This is a genomic window from Streptomyces sp. NPDC020996, from assembly GCF_040641355.1.
Taxonomy (GTDB): domain Bacteria; phylum Actinomycetota; class Actinomycetes; order Streptomycetales; family Streptomycetaceae; genus Streptomyces.
The window spans coordinates 22,748-37,266 of sequence record NZ_JBFADM010000075.1; the positions used below are offsets into that span (position 1 = coordinate 22,748).

Below are 14,519 nucleotides of genomic sequence, written 5' to 3' on the forward strand. Positions count from 1 at the left end.
GAGACATACCGATGCCCACGCCAGTGACCCCCCACCGCCCCCTCACCGAAGACGACGTACGGCTGCTGCGCTCCGGGGTCTCGGGCCAGGTGTACCTGCAGGGCGACCCCGGACTGACCGAGGAGGCCGCCGGCTTCAACCTGGCCGTCGTGCACCGCCCGGTCGCCGTGGTGGCGGCCGGCCACGCGCAGGACGTCGTGGTCGCGGTGCGCTGGGCCGCCGAGCGGGGCATCCCGGTCGCCGTCCAGGCCACCGGGCACGGGAGCGCGCCGTGCGACGGCGGGCTGCTCATCAGCACCCGCGGCATGCGCGGAGTCCTCGTCGACCCCGAGCGGTCCGTGGCACGCATCGAGGCGGGAACCCGCTGGCGCGAGGTCATCGACGCCGCCGCCGGGCACGGCCTCGCCCCGCTGTGCGGCTCGTCCTCCGGCGTGGGAGCGGTCGGCTACACCCTCGGCGGCGGCATCGGTCTGCTGAGCCGGGAGTACGGTTTCGCCGCCGACCACGTGGTCGCGCTCGACCTGGTGACGGCCGACGGCCGCCTGCGGCACGTGACGGCCGACGCCGAGCCGGACCTGTTCTGGGCCGTCCGCGGCGGACGGGGCCAGTTCGGCATAGTCACCGCGATCGAGGTCCGCCTCTTCCCGGTGACCACCCTGTACGCCGGAGGCATCTTCTTCGAGGCCTCCTCGACGGCCTCGGTGCTGCACGCCTACCGCGCCTGGGCGCCGACGCTGCCCGAGACGGTGCACAGCTCCGTCGCCCTGCTGCGTCTGCCGCCGCTGGAGGAGATCCCGGAGCCCCTGCGCGGCAAGTTCGTCGTCCACCTGCGGTACTCGTACAACGGCCCGGCCGAGGAGGGCGAGGCGCTGCTCGCGCCCATGCGCCGGAGCGGCGAAGCGGTGCTGGACCACATCGGGCAGCTGCCGTTCACGGAGACGGACTCGGTGTGCCAGGACCCCACGCACCCCATGCCCGGCTGGCACCAGGGCAGCCTGCTCCGCTCGCTCGACGAGGACACCGTCGACGCCCTGATCGACGCGGCGGGCCCGCAGGCCGACGTGCCGCCGCTCGTCGTGGAGATCCGGCAGCTCGGCGGTGCCCTGTCCCGTCCCGCGACCCCGCCGAACGCGGTCGCCGGCCGTGACGGCGCCTACTGCGTGCACGTGGTCGGCCCGCTGCTGCCCGGCCTGGAGGAGGCGGTCCCCGCGGCCGGGAACGGCGTCGTCGACGCGCTGAAGCCCTGGTCGACCGGTGGCGCGCTGCTCAACTTCGCCGCGGTCTCCACTCCGGAGGACGTGGCCGCGGTCTGGGGCGCGGAGGCCCACGCCCGACTCGTCGCCGTCAAGCGCGCCGAGGACCCGGCCAACCTCTTCCGCTTCGGGCCCGCCCTCTCGGACGACTGACGGGCCCCGCCTCACCGCCTCCGCACGGGCGCCCGCCCCCGCACCCCGGGCTGCCCTGTGCCCCGGCCGCCGTCATCCGCTCGCCCTGGACACCGCTCAGGTGTCCAGGGGGCGCGCTCCGGTCCGGGTGGGCAGTCCGGCGGCCTCCGCACCGCGGCGCAGGACGTCGCGGAGCATGGCGGGTGTGAGAGTGCGGGTGGACATGTTGCGCCGGCTGGGGTGGTAACCGCCGATCAGGCGCACTTCCCGCTCGCCTGCCGGATCGACGGCCGGCGCTTCGGCGCCGTGCCCGAAGACCGGCAGCGGCCTCGGCAGCCGCCATCCGGCGCCGGCCAGCACGGGCAGCAGCGCGTGCCAGGCGAAGGCGCCGAGGACCACGACCGCCCGCAGGGTCGGCCGCAGCAGGTCCAGTTCACGGGCGAGCCACGGACGGCAGGTGTCGCGTTCGGTCGTGGTGGGCCGGTTGGCCGGGGGAGCGCAGTGCACCGGCACCGTGATCCGCACTCCGTACAGCTCCATCCCGTCGTCGCGGTGCGCGGCGACCGGCTGGGAGGCCAGCCCGATGTCGTACAGGGCGGCGTACAGCGCGTCGCCGGACGGGTCACCGGTGAAGATGCGCCCGGTACGGTTCCCGCCGTGCGCGGCCGGAGCCAGCCCGACGATCACCAGCGACGCGTCCGCCGGGCCGAACCCGGGCACCGGACGCGCCCAGTAATCCCAGTCCCGGAACGCCCTGCGCCTGACCCGCGCGACCTCCTCCCGCCAGGCCACCAGCCGCGGGCACGCCCGGCACGTCGCCACCGCCGCGTCCAGTTCGCCCGTCGAGTGCGTCCGGGGCGCCGTCCGCGCGGGAAAATCGTGTGCCTGGGCCGAAGGCCGTCCGCCGGGCATGTGCCCTCCTCGTCGATACGCCGTTCCGGACGCCGCCCCGGACGGATTGCCTCGACCGGCCCGGCGGCATCCCGGCCGATGCGCCTGACCCCTCGATAAGATGGACGGGTCGGGTCCACGCGCTTCGCGGCAGCGACTGGAGCTGCCCGCCCGGGCCGGGAGTCCCGACCGATCTGGAAGGGCACGGTCATGGCCGAACAGATCACCTGCCGCAGAATCTACGAGGACGCCACGCCGCAGGACGGCAGGCGCGTGCTGGTCGACCGGGTCTGGCCACGGGGCATGCGCAAGGAGGACGCGCACCTGGACGAGTGGCTGCGCGATGTCGCACCGTCGAACGAACTGCGCAAGTGGTACGCCCATGAACCCAGCCGGTTCGCCGAGTTCCGCCGCCGCTACCTGGCGGAACTCCGCGACGCCGGACACCGCGAGGCGGCCGGACACCTGCGTGACCTGGCAGCGCACGACAAGCTCATGCTGCTGACCGCCACCAAGGACGTCGACCACAGCCAGGCCGCCGTCCTCGCCGAATGGCTGACCCGGAACAGGTGACGGCAATGCGAGCGAACATCGTCCGGCACGAGAGCATGACCGTGAGCTACACCATGGTGAACGGCTGGACCGTCGTCGAACTCGACGGCGACGTGGACGCCCACACCGCCCCCATGATCCGTGAAGCGGTGATCAAGCTCATCGACGAGGGACACCACCACTTCGTCCTGGACCTGGGCTTCGTCCCCTTCATGGACTCGATGGGACTGGGCGTGATCGTGGCGATCACGAAACGCATCCGGCAGCACGAAGGCTCACTGCGCGTCGCGTCCGCCTCCGGCCGGACCCTGAGGATCTTCGACCTCAGCGGCCTGCGCGACTCCTACGAGATCTGCCCCTCGACGGAGGAGGCCACCCGAACCGCCCCCTCGCTCGGCAGCCTCGCACACTGGCCCCATGTCCCCGGCTGAGGAGGCTCACCGCCTCCGCCGTGCACCTGCGCACGACGGGCCCGAACGGCGTTTCGGCCTGGCGGTGCCCTCGGAAGAGGGCTTAGCGTAATCCACAGAGCAGTCGTGGTTCCGAAGTCGTTCGCCCGCGGTCACCTTGCCTGCGGGCGCTTTGCCGTGCAGCCCTCTCCGGACCAGGGCGATCACCTCCGGACCCGCAGCACCGTGCGGGACCGAACACCCTCGAAGGAGACAGACATGGCCAAGGGCACTGTGAAGTGGTTCAACGCGGAGAAGGGCTTCGGGTTCATCGAGCAGGAGGGCGGCGGCCCGGACGTCTTCGCCCACTACTCCAACATCGCCGGTCAGGGCTACCGCGAGCTGCGGGAGGGCCAGCACGTCGAGTTCGACGTCACGCAGGGCCAGAAGGGTCCCCAGGCGGAGAACATCCGCGTCGTCTGACCCCGGCACCCGGACGAGCCCGGCACGCAGCGTGCCGGGCTTCCGCGTCCGGGCTTCCGTGTCCGGCCTCCCGCTCAGGCCCCGGCTCAGGCCCCGGGACGGATCCACGGCGGACCGCCGGAGGGGGTGCGCAGGGCCAGCAGGGCGACATCGTCGTCGAACACCTGCCGGCTTCGGCTGATCAGGGTGTCGCACAGCTCCTCCAGCGGGGCCGCGGCCAGACGCGCGGCCTGCTCGGCCAGGTCGCCCAGTCCGGTGTCGATGTCCTGGTCACGGCGCTCGACCAGCCCATCGGTGAACAGCAGCAGCGTGCTGCCGGACGGGAGCGGGTGTTCGTGGCTGAACCGGGAGACGGACGCGTCGATACCCACCGGGATCCCGTGCCTGGCGGGCGCCAGGTAACGCGTACCGCCGTCCGCGCCGACCAGCAGCGGTGGCAGATGCCCGGCGTTGCTCCAGCCGAAGCTGTATCCCCCGCCCTCCGCACGGCCGCGCTCGATACGGCCCAGCACCAGGGTGGCCGTGGGCGGGTCGGCGAACCTCGTCAGCGCCTGGTCCAGCCTTGACATGACGAGGCCGGGCGGCTCGCACCGGTCGAGAGCGATGGCCCGCAGCATGTTGCGGATCTGTCCCATCAGCGAGGCGGCCTCCACGTCGTGGCCGGTCACGTCGCCCACGACGACACAGGTGGCGCCGTCGGGCAGGACCATCGCGTCGTACCAGTCCCCGCCCAGCCGCAGCAGCCGGGAGGCGGGTTCATAACGGGCCGCGGCCTCGAGCGGCGAAAGGTCGGGAAGCATGGGCAGCATACGGCGCTGGAAGTGCTCGGTGGCGCGCTTGAGCTGCTCGTACAGGCGGGCGTTCGCCAGGCTGACGCCCGCGGCGCCGGCCAGAGCCGCCAGCAGGTCCTCGTCGTCGTCGTCGAAGGGCGTACCGTCCAGCTTGTCGGCGAGGTAGAGGTCGCCGTAGACCGTGCCGCGCACCACGAGCGGAACGCCCAGCAGCGTCCGCATCACCGGATGACCGGGCGGAAAGCCGACCGCACGGGGGTGCGCGGACACGTCCGCCACCCGCAGCGGCTGCCGGTCGTCCACCAGGGTGTGCAGCAGCCCGTGGCCCTGCGGCAGGCCCATGGCGGCGCGGGCCGCCTGCGGGTCGTCGATGCCCACCGTGATCAGGTCGATGACCTCGCCGCTTTCCGAGCGCACACCCAGTGCCCCGTAACGCGCGGCCACGATGTCGGTGGCCGCCTCCACGATGCGGTGCAGCACCGTGCGGGTGTCCATGTCGGCGCTGACCGCCCCGACCGCGTCCAGCAGGCGCCGCAGCCGGTGCCGGTCCAGCGCGAGCTGCGGCGACCACGCGGTTCCCCCGTCCCGGGCCTGGCCCCGCCCCCGCTGCTGCCACGGGCTGTGAGCCATGGTTCTTCCTCCCGGCGCCGTCGGGCGCCGTCACTGTCCTCGCCGTTTCCGCCCTGCCTTGTCACGCCGCGCGCTCACCCGGCCGGGAGCGGGCCGCAGTGGCGCGCCCGTCCGCGCCGGTCAGGGGGCCGCTGCACCCGGCTTCCCCCTGCCGCGCGGGCCTACACACGCGGGACAGGCCACGGCTCACCCTTCATGCGGAGCGGAGGACGCCTGGCCGCACAGCGGCCAGCCGGGCGAGGACCGGCCGGCCCGCCGAAAGGGAGAGGCGTGCAGGCCTGCCGGTGGTCAGGACGCGGTCCAGGAGGCGATGAACTCGTCCAGGGATCCGGTGTGGAAGGCGCCGTCCGTGAACGCGTCCCAGTCGAGGACCGACCGCTGCAACTCGGCGGTGGTGTGGACGCCCTCGACGGCCAGCTCGCGCAGCGCCCGGCGGGCCCGGGCCACCGCCTCCTCCCTGGTCCGCCCGGTCACCAGCACCTTCGCGATCATCGAGTCGTAGTAGGGCTGGATCCGGTCCCCCTCCTCCAGGCCGGTGTCGATGCGGATGCCCGGACCGCCCGGCCACCTGAGCCGGGTCACCTGCCCCGGTGAGGGGAAGAAGTTCTGGCGAGGGTTCTCCGCGTTGACGCGCAGCTCGATCGCCGCCCCCCGGAAGGTGATGTCGTCCTGCGTCACACTCAGCGGAAGGCCCGCGGCGACGCGGATCTGCTCTGCGATGATGTCGACGCCGGTGACGAGTTCACTGACTCCGTGCTCCACCTGGATCCGGGCGTTGACCTCGATGAAGCAGAAATCCCCGGAATGCGGGTCGACCAGGAACTCCACCGTGCCGGCGCTCGTGTAACCCACCTGCTTGGCCAGCCGGACGGCCGCCGCGCACAGCTCCTCCCGGATCTGCGGTGCGAGCCGCGGCGCGGGACTCTCCTCCACCAGCTTCTGGCGGCGGCGCTGCAGCGAGCACTCCCGCTCGCCGAGGTGCACCACGTTCCCGAGGTGGTCGGCGACTATCTGCACCTCCACGTGGCGCGGGTCGATCACGCACTTCTCCAGGAAGACGGACCCGTCACCGAAGGCCGCCCCCGCCTCGCGCACCGCCTGCGGGAAGGAGGTCCGCAGCGACGGCTCGTCGTCGGCCCGGCGGATTCCCCGGCCGCCACCGCCCGCCGCGGCCTTCAGCATGACCGGGTACCCGACCCGCTCGGCGAACGCGACGGCCTCGTCCACCGAGGAAAGGTTTCCGCTGCCCGGGATCAGCGGTACGGAGGCCTGTTCGGCGATTTCCCGTGCCCGCACCTTGTTGCCCACGGCCTCCATCACCTCGGCGCCCGGGCCGACGAAGACCAGTCCCGCCTCGGCGCAGGCCCTCGGCAGCTCCGGCTTCTCGGCGAGGAAGCCGTATCCCGGGTGAACGGCCTGACAGCCGTGCTCCAGCGCGGCGGTGATCACGCGGTCGATGCGCAGGTAACTCTCCTTGGCCTGCGGGCCGCCGAGGAGGGCGGCCCCGTCGGCCGCCCGGACGTGCAGCGCCTCGGCGTCCGCTGCCGAGTGGACGGCGACGGCCTCGATGCCCAGGTCGTGGCAGGCGCGCACGACGCGTACGGCGATCTCACCGCGGTTGGCCACCAGGACCCGCGTGAAGGATGTCGTCGGTGTGCTCACACATCACCCCACAGTGACAAGGGTCTGGCCCGCGTCGACCGCCTGCTCGTTCTCGACGAGGACCGCGGTGATGTGGCCGGACGCCCCGGCCTGGACCTCCTGGAACATCTTCATGACCTCGATCAGTCCGACCACGGTGCCCGCGTCCACCGCGTCGCCGACCTTCACGTAGGGCGGCGACTCGGGGTCGGGGCGGCGGTAGAACACGCCGGGGAACGGTGCCGCAACGGCCTTTTCCTCACTCATGCGCGGTCCTTTCCATATCGGGCCGGTCCGTCGGACCGGGCTTCGACGGCTTCGAGTGCCTTGGCCAGCCGGGCCCTGGCCTCTTGTCTGGCGCCGAGCGCCGCGTCGATGGACACGGGAACGAACCGGGTCACGTCCCCGGTCTTGGTCTGGCCCGCCACCGAGATGTCGGCACTGATGATGGTGCCGATCGTGGCGTAGCCGCCGCCGGTGACCGCGTCGTTGAGCAGGACGATCGGCTCGGTCCCGCCCGGGATCTGGATGGCGCCGATCGGATAGCCGATGTCCACCACGTTGGCGGGGTCGCTGCCGGCGCCCCGTGGCTGGGTGCGCGGCACCCACTCCACGGCGCCGCCCCGATAGCGGTAGCCCACCCGGTTGGCGTCCGGCGTGACCTGCCACTCGGTCTCGAAGAACGCCGCCAGGCTGTCCGGGGTGACCCGGTAGCTGGCCAGCCCGACCACCACGCGCAGCTCGGCGGGACCGGCGAAGTCCGGCACCAGGCCGGCCGGCAGGCTGCGTCCGGGTGTGCCGGCCGTGTCCGTGCCCACCGGCAGCACGTCCCCCGTCATCAGTGCCCGGCCCTGGAAGCCGCCCATCCCGCAGAGGGTGTAGGTGGACCGGGAGCCCATCACCGGCTCCACGTCGATGCCGCCGGCGACCGCGATGTAGGCGCGGGCACCCGACCTCAGGAAGCCGAAAGCGAGGACATCACCGGCCTGGGCCCGGTGCGACGCCCAGGGCTGGATCTCCTCGCCGTCTAGGGTGACGGGCAGGTCGGCGCCGGTGACGGCGAAGGTCGTGGCCTCGGAGAACCTGACCTCCGGACCGAGGTAGGTGCATTCCAGCACAGCGGTCCCGGGCGGGTTGCCGACCAGCGCGTTGGCCACGTGGTAGCCGAACCGGTCCATGGCGCCCGACGGCGGCATGCCCAGCGCGTAGCCCTGGGTGCGGCCCTCGTCCTGGACGGTGGTCATGAGTCCGGGGCGCAGAATCTCAAGCGCCATAGAGCAGCTCCTGCATGGCGGCGACGGTCTCGTCGGGACGGGCGAACCATTCGGCGGGGGCGAAGCCGAGCTCTTCGAGGCGGTAGCGGAACGAGCCTTCCTCGACCCGCGCCCGGATCTCGTCGAACTCCTCGCGCTCGACCCTGCGGTAGTTGAACAGGTCTCCGGGACGGGGGAAGGAGAAGCTGCCGCGGAAGTCGTACAGGGTCTGCTCGGGCTGCACGATGGGGGTGGCGCACATCCCGAACAGCTGGTAGCCGCCGGCCCCGTCCACCGGGTAGATGGCGGAAAAGGCGCCACCCCAGGAGAAGGCGCGTTCCGGAGTGAAGGTGCGCGGCCGCACGTACTTGGGCACCTCGATCTGCCGTGCCTCGGGGACGAGTTGGTAACCCCAGGGCACGGTCGGCACGAACCCGGTCATCGAGACCAGCGCCGGGGCGGACACCACGGCGTCGATCAACTCGCCCGTGCTGCGGTACCCGTTGAGCTCCGCGGCGAACTCCAGGTCGGTCAGGTCCGGCCTCTGGTGACGGTCGCGGAACCGCCGCACCGTCGCAGCCGTCCACTCGTCCTCGAACAGCACCGGAACGTCCACGATCCTGGTGCGGATGGTGATCGACCGGAAGTCCGAGTTGGCGTCCTCGATCTCCCGCAACTGCTCGATCAGGTCGGCCGGATGGACGACGTCCGGGTCGATGCGCACCATGTAGGAGGCGTTCGACAGACAGACCTCCACGATGCCGGGCAGAGCCTTTTCGGCCAGCGCCCGGGTGAGCGCCTGCGCCTTGAGGTTGACGTCGAGGCTCATGGCCTCGTCCAGCTGAACGACGATCCACTCGTCGCCGCCGAAGGTGTAGAGCGTTCCCTTCGGGGGCTCGGTGAGCATCCTCGGACGGGCCGTCATGCCGCCACCCCCTCGACCGGGACACCCGCATCCGCGACCGTCTGCCGGACCGCCGCCGCGAGTTCGACGGCATGGCCGCCGTCGCCGTGCACACAGATACTGCCCGCCGTCACGTTCACCAGAGTTGCGGCCTCGGTGTGCACCTGACCGCTCTTCAGGAATTTCCGCACCTGACCGATCGGGTAATCCATCTCGGTCCGGATGATTTTCCGTTCGACGAGCAAGGTGCTGTTGTCGTCATAGCTCACGTCGGACGGCAGGGCGTGGACGGCCCGCGCACGGGCCAGGCCGGCGGCCGCGTCGTCACGCAGGCAACTGGACAAAGCGTGCGGTTTCAAGACGTGCATCGGGCATGCCCTCCGTATCCGGGAATGCACGCAGTGTGCCGTCTGGCAGGTGAAGAGGGCGCCCACCGCGTACGGGTCGAGCAGGATCCGGCGTCGGCCGAACCCTCCAGGTCGTGGGGTGGGCGCCGACCGCGATGCCGTGCTGGTCGGCCGTGCGACTGGTCGGCCGCACGGCCGTCGGATCGCCCGCGTGGAATCCGCAGGCGATGTCCGCCGTGATGATCACCGGGAACATCTCTTCGTCACGTCCCATGATCCAATTGCCGAAGGTCTCGCGCATATCGCAATTGATTTCGATCGCAGGGATTCCTGACACGCGTGATTTCCGCCCGATCCGAGGGCGCGCTCGGTGCCGCCCGGCATGACTCACCAGGAGATCCCGTGACAATTGTTGCACGGCACGAATTGCGGCCGCCTTTTCGGGCGGCGTACAGGAAGCACCGCATTGTTGCCGCCGTGGGGCGGACGCATACTTGGGGAGGAGGTCTCGGAGAACCCGCTCCGTGCGTACGAGCATCCGGTGAGGCGGCGGGCATGACGTACGAAGAAGTCCGAGCCGGGCAGCTGGCCCCGCAGGATCCACCGGCCGGCCAGGTCTCCGCCGTACCGCCGTCCGCGCAGCCGTCCCCGCCGAGCGACGCCGCGGTCCTCGACTGGCTCTTCGCCGACCACCCGGTCGCCCTCTCGGTGTACGACACGTCGCTGCGCTGCGTACGGCACAATCCGGCCATGGCCCGGCTCACCGGTGCCCCGGACCACGACAGCTGGTTCGGGCGGCGCGTGACGGAGATCCTTCCCGGCCCGCAGACCGCCGCCTGGGAGGCGCGCATGCGGCAGGTGCTCGTCTCGGGCGATCCGGCCCCGGCGACGCGGATCCGCAGCAGGGTGTCCGCCGCTCCGGAACGAGAGCGTTCCCTCTTCGTCGCCGCCCATCCGCTGCGCGGTCCGGACGGCACCGTCACCGGCCTGTGCCTGACCGCCGAGGACGTGACCCGGCAGAACGGCTCACTGGACCGGCTGGCCCTGCTGAACGAGGCCGGAACCCGCATCGGCAGCACCCTCGACGTGCGGCGCACCGCCGAGGAACTCGCCGAGGAGCTGGTGCCCCTGCTGGGCGAGTGGGTGAACGTCGACCTGCTGGACACCCTGCTGAAGGGCGACGAGCCCGGCCCCTTCACCGGGCAGGTCGCCCTGCGCCGGGTGGCCAACCACTCGATACGCCCCGGCGCCCCCGAGGCTCTGCTGCAGCCGGGCGAAGTGGACTTCTATCCGCCCCACTCGCCCGCCGTGCGCAGCATGGCGGCCGGGCGTCCGGTGGTGCACCTGTTCACCGATCCCGCCGCGCAGGCGTGGCTGAAGGACCAGCCGGCCCGCGCCGACCTCGTCCGGGAGCACGACTACCGGTCGATCATGAGCCTGCCGCTGCGGGCCAGGGGCACCGTGCTGGGCGTCACCGTCCTGCTGCGCCTCCGGGAGGAACCGTTCAGCGAAGAGGACCGGCTGCTGGCCGAGGAGCTGGCGGCGCGGGCCGCCGTGTGCCTGGACAACGCGCGCCGCTTCACCCGGGAGCGCACCGCCGTGCTGACCCTGCAGCGCAGCCTGCTCCCCCGCCGGCTGCCGCCGCTGATGGCGGTCGAGACCGCCTCCCGCTACCTGCCCGCCCAGGGGGCCGGCGGGGCCGGCGGCGACTGGTTCGACGTGATCCCGCTGTCGGGCGCCCGGGTGGCGCTCGTGGTCGGTGACGTCGTCGGCCGTGGCCTGGGCGCGGCCGCCACGATGGGCCGACTGCGCACCGCGGTGCGCACGCTCGCCGACGTGGACCTGCCGCCGGACGAACTGCTGACCCACCTCGACGACCTGGTCGACCAGAGCGCCCCCGTGGACGACGGCTCCTCCGCGGACGCCGCCGAACTGGGCGCCACCTGCCTCTACGCCGTCTTCGACCCGGTCTCCGGCACCTGCGCGGCCGCCCGGGCGGGCCATCCGCCGCCGTTCGTGGTGACACCCGACGGCGAGGCCGGGCTGGTCCGGCTGCCCCCCGGCCCGCCCCTCGGCCTGGGCAACGGGGTGTACGAGGCGGCCGAGGTCGAGCTGCCCGAGGGAAGCCTGCTGGCGCTGTACACCGACGGGCTGCTGGACCCGTCCGACGCCGACCTGAGCCTGCGGCGGCTGTGCTCGGCGCTGTCGCACCCGCCGGACGCGCTGGAGGCGGTGTGCGACCACGTCGTCGAGACGGTCGTGCCGTCGGCCCACCCGGACGACGTGGCGCTGGTCGTCGCACGCACCCGCACCTTCGACGCGGACGAGGAGGCCACCCTCGACGTCCCGGACGACCCGGCCGCCGTGGCGACGGCGCGCGCCTGGGCCGTGGAACGACTGGTCCGGTGGGGGCTGGACGAGCTCGGCTTCGTCACCGAACTGGTGGTCAGCGAGCTGGTCACGAACGCACTGCGGTACGGCGAGCCGCCGGTCCGCCTGCGGCTGCTCAACGTCAACACACTGATCTGCGAGGTCACCGACGGCAGCAACACCGCTCCGCACCTGCGCCGGGCGCGCCTGTCGGACGAGGGCGGCCGGGGGCTGATGCTGGTCGCCGAGCTGACCCAGCGGTGGGGCACCCGGCAGACCCGTCGCGGCAAGACCATCTGGTGCGAGCAGAGCCTGCCCCGGAAGACGGCCGTCCGCGCCCGCTGATCCACGGGCGGACCGGCACCGCCGGCCGTCTTCGGGTGTCCTCGCCGGGCCTGGTGCACCGTACGAGCACGGAACCGCCCGACCGCCGCGTGTCCGCGGCGGTCCGGCGGTCCGTTGATCCGGCCGGGTCTGGCCGCCCGGGCCCCGAGCCCGCCCGGGCCCCGAAGCCCGCCCGGTCGGGCCGAGGGTCAGGAGCAGGCGCTTCCGTTCAGGGAGAACGCGGTGGGGGAGGGGTTGCTCCCGCTGAGCGAGCCCTGGAACCCGAAGCTCACCGACGCCCCCGGCGCGATCGTCCCGTTCCAGCCGGCGTCGGAGGCGACGACGCCGGCGCCGCTCTGGGTGACGGTCGCGTTCCAGGCGTTCGTCACGCGCTGGCCGCCCGGATAACTCCAGGTCAGCTTCCATCCGCCGACCGCGCTCGAGCCGGTGTTCTTGACGGTCACCGTCGCGGTGAACCCGTCGCTCCAGGCGTTGTCCACCTTGTACGTCACCGCGCAGGACGCCGTGGGCTCTTCACCGCCGCCGCTGGACGTCCGTTCGGCGGCGTAGGCGGCGAGCCAGGCCAGCGGGGCGTTCCAGTTGACGGCCACCTCGTTGGTGGAGTACGAGCCGATGTCGTCGATGTAGCAGGCGGCGGGCGCGCAGCCGGACAGCTTCTCCTGCGCCACCGGGTCCTGCAGACCGCTGTTGGGGCCGCCCGCGAGCGAACCCGCCGGCGGGTTGGGCAGTGAGGCGTCCAACTGGTGCGCCCAGAAGCGGTGGTGCTGGTTGTGCGAGGACGTCTCGCCGTACCCGGTCACGTACGACTGGCCGATGGCGTTGCGGCCGAGCAGGTAGTCCATCGCCTCCAGGACCCCGGCCCGGTAGCGGGCGTCCCCGGTCAGTTCGCCGGCGACGGCCATGACGACCGCGTTGTCCGCGAGCTCGCTGTTGGAGCCCCAGAAGTAGCCGTCCTTGGGGATGGGCACCGCGTAGCCCTGCCCGGCCATCGTGGACAGGTAGCCGTCGGCGGCCGCGGTCACCGAGGAGCGGATGCGGGCCAGGTCGGACGCGGGCAGCCCGTTGGGCACGGTGGCCAGGGTGAGCCGGCCCAGCGCGGCGGTGTCCGCCCAGCCGAAGCCGTACGGCGTGAACGCGTTCGCGGAGGTGTGCCAGGACGAGGAGGTGACCGCGTCCCGGTAGGCGCTGTCGCCGGTCGTCGCGTACAGCTCGGCGGCCGCCCAGTAGAACTCGTCGCTCACCTGGGTGTCGCCGTAGGCCCCGCCGCCCGTGCTGTCCGAATCGGGCGCGTACATCGCGGGGTTGGCCTGCGCCGCCGTCCAGGCCTTGCGGGCGGCCGCCAGGCAGCGGTCGGCGAACGCGGCGTCGTACGGCCGGTAGACGCGGGCGCACTGCGCGGCGGTCGCCGCGAGGTTCAGGGTCGCCGCCGTGGACGGCCGGTGCAGCTCACGGACCTGGGTGTCCTGGTCGGGGCGGGTCGGCAGCGCGGTCCAGGCGGCGTCATGCACCTTGTGGAACGCCATGCCCGCGTACGGCTTGCCGTCGGGCACCTGCATCCGCATCAGGAACTCCAGCTCCCAGCGCGCCTCGTCCAGCACGTCCGGCACGCCGTTGCCGCGTTCGGGGACGCGCAGGGTGGAGTCGCCCAGCGCGGCGTCGGTGCCCGCGCGCTTCGCCCGCTCGAAGGAGTTGACGACGAGCCAGGTGGAGATGCCTCCGTTGACCACGTACTTGCCCTGGTCGCCCGCGTCGTACCAGCCGCCCCTGACGTCCCGGGTGTAGTCGCAGACTCCGGACTGGCAGGGGACGGAGGTGTCGCCCTTGTTCGGCGCGACGCCGAGGTGCCCGGCCGGGCGCGCGTAGGCGGAGCCCACCAGGGAGGACTCGATGGCGATGCCGCTGCGCTGGTGGTAGAAGAACGCCATCGAATCCGAGCGCAGCCCGTCGTAGAGGCCGGCGCGGATGTCGAACGGGTCGCTGGTGCTGCCGTCCACCGTCAGGACGTACCCCGACCCCGTTACCTGGTACGAGGAGAAGTCGGCCACCTGCACGGACTGTCCGGAGGGCGTGTCCGCGCCGCGCGGGACCGTCGAGCCGGAGGCGACGACCGTGCCGGAGGCGGTGCGCAACTGCCAGGTGAGCGCCGACGACGACGTGGTGACGACGGTGGCGCGCTTGGGGCCGTCCGGCAGATAGCCGACCTGGTTGACCCGGACGGCCGTGGTCGCCGCCGCGGCGGCGGCGAGTCCCGCGGCCGCCGGTGCGGTCAGCAGACCGCCGAGGAGGAGTGAACCGGCCAGCAGGAAGGTGGGGAGGGTTCTGCGCCTGCGTAACGACAAGGAGGGGGGCATGAGCGGCTCCTGAGTCACTGTGGGGTGGCTCCCAGGGCGGGGATCTTTGGGAGCGCTCCCATGGTGGACTCCCTGGGATGGGAGTTCAAGGGGTGGCGCAGGGGACCGCGGTCAGGGGGAGTGCGCCGGTCGGATCGTCCCGAACCGCGCACACCCCACCACACATCAGGCAGGGGCGGTCACAAAA

14 protein-coding genes are annotated in these 14,519 nt (G+C 72.4%); 5 read left to right on the forward strand and 9 right to left on the reverse strand.

What is annotated here, in order from left to right; translation table 11 throughout:
• Nucleotides 1–11: 11 nt before the first annotated feature.
• On the forward strand, nucleotides 12–1,406 hold the full coding sequence (locus AB0G63_RS34210) for an FAD-binding oxidoreductase (protein ID WP_360758462.1): 1,395 nt from the start codon (nucleotides 12–14) through the stop codon (nucleotides 1,404–1,406).
• A gap of 96 nt (nucleotides 1,407–1,502) precedes the next feature.
• On the opposite strand, the gene AB0G63_RS34215 is transcribed toward AB0G63_RS34210, so the two are convergent.
• Nucleotides 1,503–2,297, reverse strand: coding sequence for a uracil-DNA glycosylase (locus AB0G63_RS34215; RefSeq protein WP_360758464.1), 795 nt, complete (start codon nucleotides 2,295–2,297; stop codon nucleotides 1,503–1,505).
• A gap of 189 nt (nucleotides 2,298–2,486) precedes the next feature.
• On the opposite strand from AB0G63_RS34215, the gene AB0G63_RS34220 reads away from it, so the two are divergent.
• From AB0G63_RS34220 to AB0G63_RS34230, 3 genes are all read left to right on the forward strand, one after another.
• On the forward strand, nucleotides 2,487–2,849 hold the full coding sequence (locus tag AB0G63_RS34220; RefSeq protein ID WP_360758466.1) for a DUF488 family protein: 363 nt from the start codon (nucleotides 2,487–2,489) through the stop codon (nucleotides 2,847–2,849).
• A gap of 5 nt (nucleotides 2,850–2,854) precedes the next feature.
• On the forward strand, nucleotides 2,855–3,259 hold the full coding sequence (locus tag AB0G63_RS34225) for an STAS domain-containing protein (protein ID WP_360758468.1): 405 nt from the start codon (nucleotides 2,855–2,857) through the stop codon (nucleotides 3,257–3,259).
• Nucleotides 3,260–3,496: 237 nt separating this feature from the next.
• Entirely contained in the window at nucleotides 3,497–3,700 is a 204-nt protein-coding gene (locus AB0G63_RS34230; RefSeq protein ID WP_351890437.1) for a cold-shock protein, read from the forward strand.
• Between the two features lie 86 nt (nucleotides 3,701–3,786).
• On the opposite strand, the gene AB0G63_RS34235 is transcribed toward AB0G63_RS34230, so the two are convergent.
• From AB0G63_RS34235 to AB0G63_RS34265, 7 genes are all read right to left on the reverse strand, one after another.
• Complete coding sequence (locus AB0G63_RS34235) at nucleotides 3,787–5,121, reverse strand: GAF domain-containing SpoIIE family protein phosphatase (RefSeq protein ID WP_360758471.1); 1,335 nt, start codon at nucleotides 5,119–5,121, stop codon at nucleotides 3,787–3,789.
• A 288-nt stretch (nucleotides 5,122–5,409) separates the two neighbouring features.
• Nucleotides 5,410–6,783 (reverse strand): acetyl-CoA carboxylase biotin carboxylase subunit, encoded by a 1,374-nt coding sequence (locus AB0G63_RS34240; RefSeq protein ID WP_360758473.1) that lies wholly within the window; start codon nucleotides 6,781–6,783, stop codon nucleotides 5,410–5,412.
• 3 nt (nucleotides 6,784–6,786) lie between these two features.
• Nucleotides 6,787–7,029 carry an acetyl-CoA carboxylase gene (locus AB0G63_RS34245; RefSeq protein ID WP_360758474.1) on the reverse strand — a complete coding sequence of 81 codons (243 nt, stop codon included), beginning with the start codon at nucleotides 7,027–7,029 and terminating at the stop codon, nucleotides 6,787–6,789.
• Nucleotides 7,026–8,036: a biotin-dependent carboxyltransferase family protein gene (locus AB0G63_RS34250; RefSeq protein ID WP_360758476.1), complete on the reverse strand. Its 1,011-nt coding sequence runs from the start codon at nucleotides 8,034–8,036 to the stop codon at nucleotides 7,026–7,028. The genes AB0G63_RS34245 and AB0G63_RS34250 overlap by 4 nt, the downstream gene beginning before the upstream one ends.
• Entirely contained in the window at nucleotides 8,026–8,940 is a 915-nt protein-coding gene (locus AB0G63_RS34255; protein WP_360758478.1) for a carboxyltransferase domain-containing protein, read from the reverse strand. Before AB0G63_RS34255 ends, AB0G63_RS34250 begins: the two co-directional genes overlap by 11 nt.
• On the reverse strand, nucleotides 8,937–9,287 hold the full coding sequence (locus AB0G63_RS34260) for a LamB/YcsF family protein (RefSeq protein WP_360758480.1): 351 nt from the start codon (nucleotides 9,285–9,287) through the stop codon (nucleotides 8,937–8,939). Before AB0G63_RS34260 ends, AB0G63_RS34255 begins: the two co-directional genes overlap by 4 nt.
• Nucleotides 9,244–9,804 (reverse strand): LamB/YcsF family protein, encoded by a 561-nt coding sequence (locus tag AB0G63_RS34265; RefSeq protein ID WP_360758482.1) that lies wholly within the window; start codon nucleotides 9,802–9,804, stop codon nucleotides 9,244–9,246. Before AB0G63_RS34265 ends, AB0G63_RS34260 begins: the two co-directional genes overlap by 44 nt.
• Before the next feature lie 17 nt (nucleotides 9,805–9,821).
• Here AB0G63_RS34265 and AB0G63_RS34270 point away from each other — a divergent pair, with 17 nt between their 5' ends.
• Nucleotides 9,822–11,981 carry a SpoIIE family protein phosphatase gene (locus tag AB0G63_RS34270; RefSeq protein ID WP_360758484.1) on the forward strand — a complete coding sequence of 720 codons (2,160 nt, stop codon included), beginning with the start codon at nucleotides 9,822–9,824 and terminating at the stop codon, nucleotides 11,979–11,981.
• A 188-nt stretch (nucleotides 11,982–12,169) separates the two neighbouring features.
• On the opposite strand, the gene AB0G63_RS34275 is transcribed toward AB0G63_RS34270, so the two are convergent.
• Complete coding sequence (locus AB0G63_RS34275; protein WP_360758492.1) at nucleotides 12,170–14,254, reverse strand: glycoside hydrolase family 9 protein; 2,085 nt, start codon at nucleotides 14,252–14,254, stop codon at nucleotides 12,170–12,172.
• Nucleotides 14,255–14,519: the final 265 nt, after the last annotated feature.

Excerpts from the sequence above, each read along its gene's own strand:
- AB0G63_RS34210 (WP_360758462.1), top strand. The coding sequence starts at position 12 with ATGCCCACGCCAGTGACCCCCCACCGCCCCCTCACCGAAGACGACGTA.
- AB0G63_RS34215 (WP_360758464.1), bottom strand. The coding sequence starts at position 2,297 with ATGCCCGGCGGACGGCCTTCGGCCCAGGCACACGATTTTCCCGCGCGG.
- AB0G63_RS34220 (WP_360758466.1), top strand. The coding sequence starts at position 2,487 with ATGGCCGAACAGATCACCTGCCGCAGAATCTACGAGGACGCCACGCCG.
- AB0G63_RS34225 (WP_360758468.1), top strand. The coding sequence starts at position 2,855 with ATGCGAGCGAACATCGTCCGGCACGAGAGCATGACCGTGAGCTACACC.
- AB0G63_RS34230 (WP_351890437.1), top strand. The coding sequence starts at position 3,497 with ATGGCCAAGGGCACTGTGAAGTGGTTCAACGCGGAGAAGGGCTTCGGG.
- AB0G63_RS34235 (WP_360758471.1), bottom strand. The coding sequence starts at position 5,121 with ATGGCTCACAGCCCGTGGCAGCAGCGGGGGCGGGGCCAGGCCCGGGAC.
- AB0G63_RS34245 (WP_360758474.1), bottom strand. The coding sequence starts at position 7,029 with ATGAGTGAGGAAAAGGCCGTTGCGGCACCGTTCCCCGGCGTGTTCTAC.
- AB0G63_RS34250 (WP_360758476.1), bottom strand. The coding sequence starts at position 8,036 with ATGGCGCTTGAGATTCTGCGCCCCGGACTCATGACCACCGTCCAGGAC.
- AB0G63_RS34255 (WP_360758478.1), bottom strand. The coding sequence starts at position 8,940 with ATGACGGCCCGTCCGAGGATGCTCACCGAGCCCCCGAAGGGAACGCTC.
- AB0G63_RS34260 (WP_360758480.1), bottom strand. The coding sequence starts at position 9,287 with ATGCACGTCTTGAAACCGCACGCTTTGTCCAGTTGCCTGCGTGACGAC.
- AB0G63_RS34265 (WP_360758482.1), bottom strand. The coding sequence starts at position 9,804 with ATGCTCGTACGCACGGAGCGGGTTCTCCGAGACCTCCTCCCCAAGTAT.
- AB0G63_RS34270 (WP_360758484.1), top strand. The coding sequence starts at position 9,822 with ATGACGTACGAAGAAGTCCGAGCCGGGCAGCTGGCCCCGCAGGATCCA.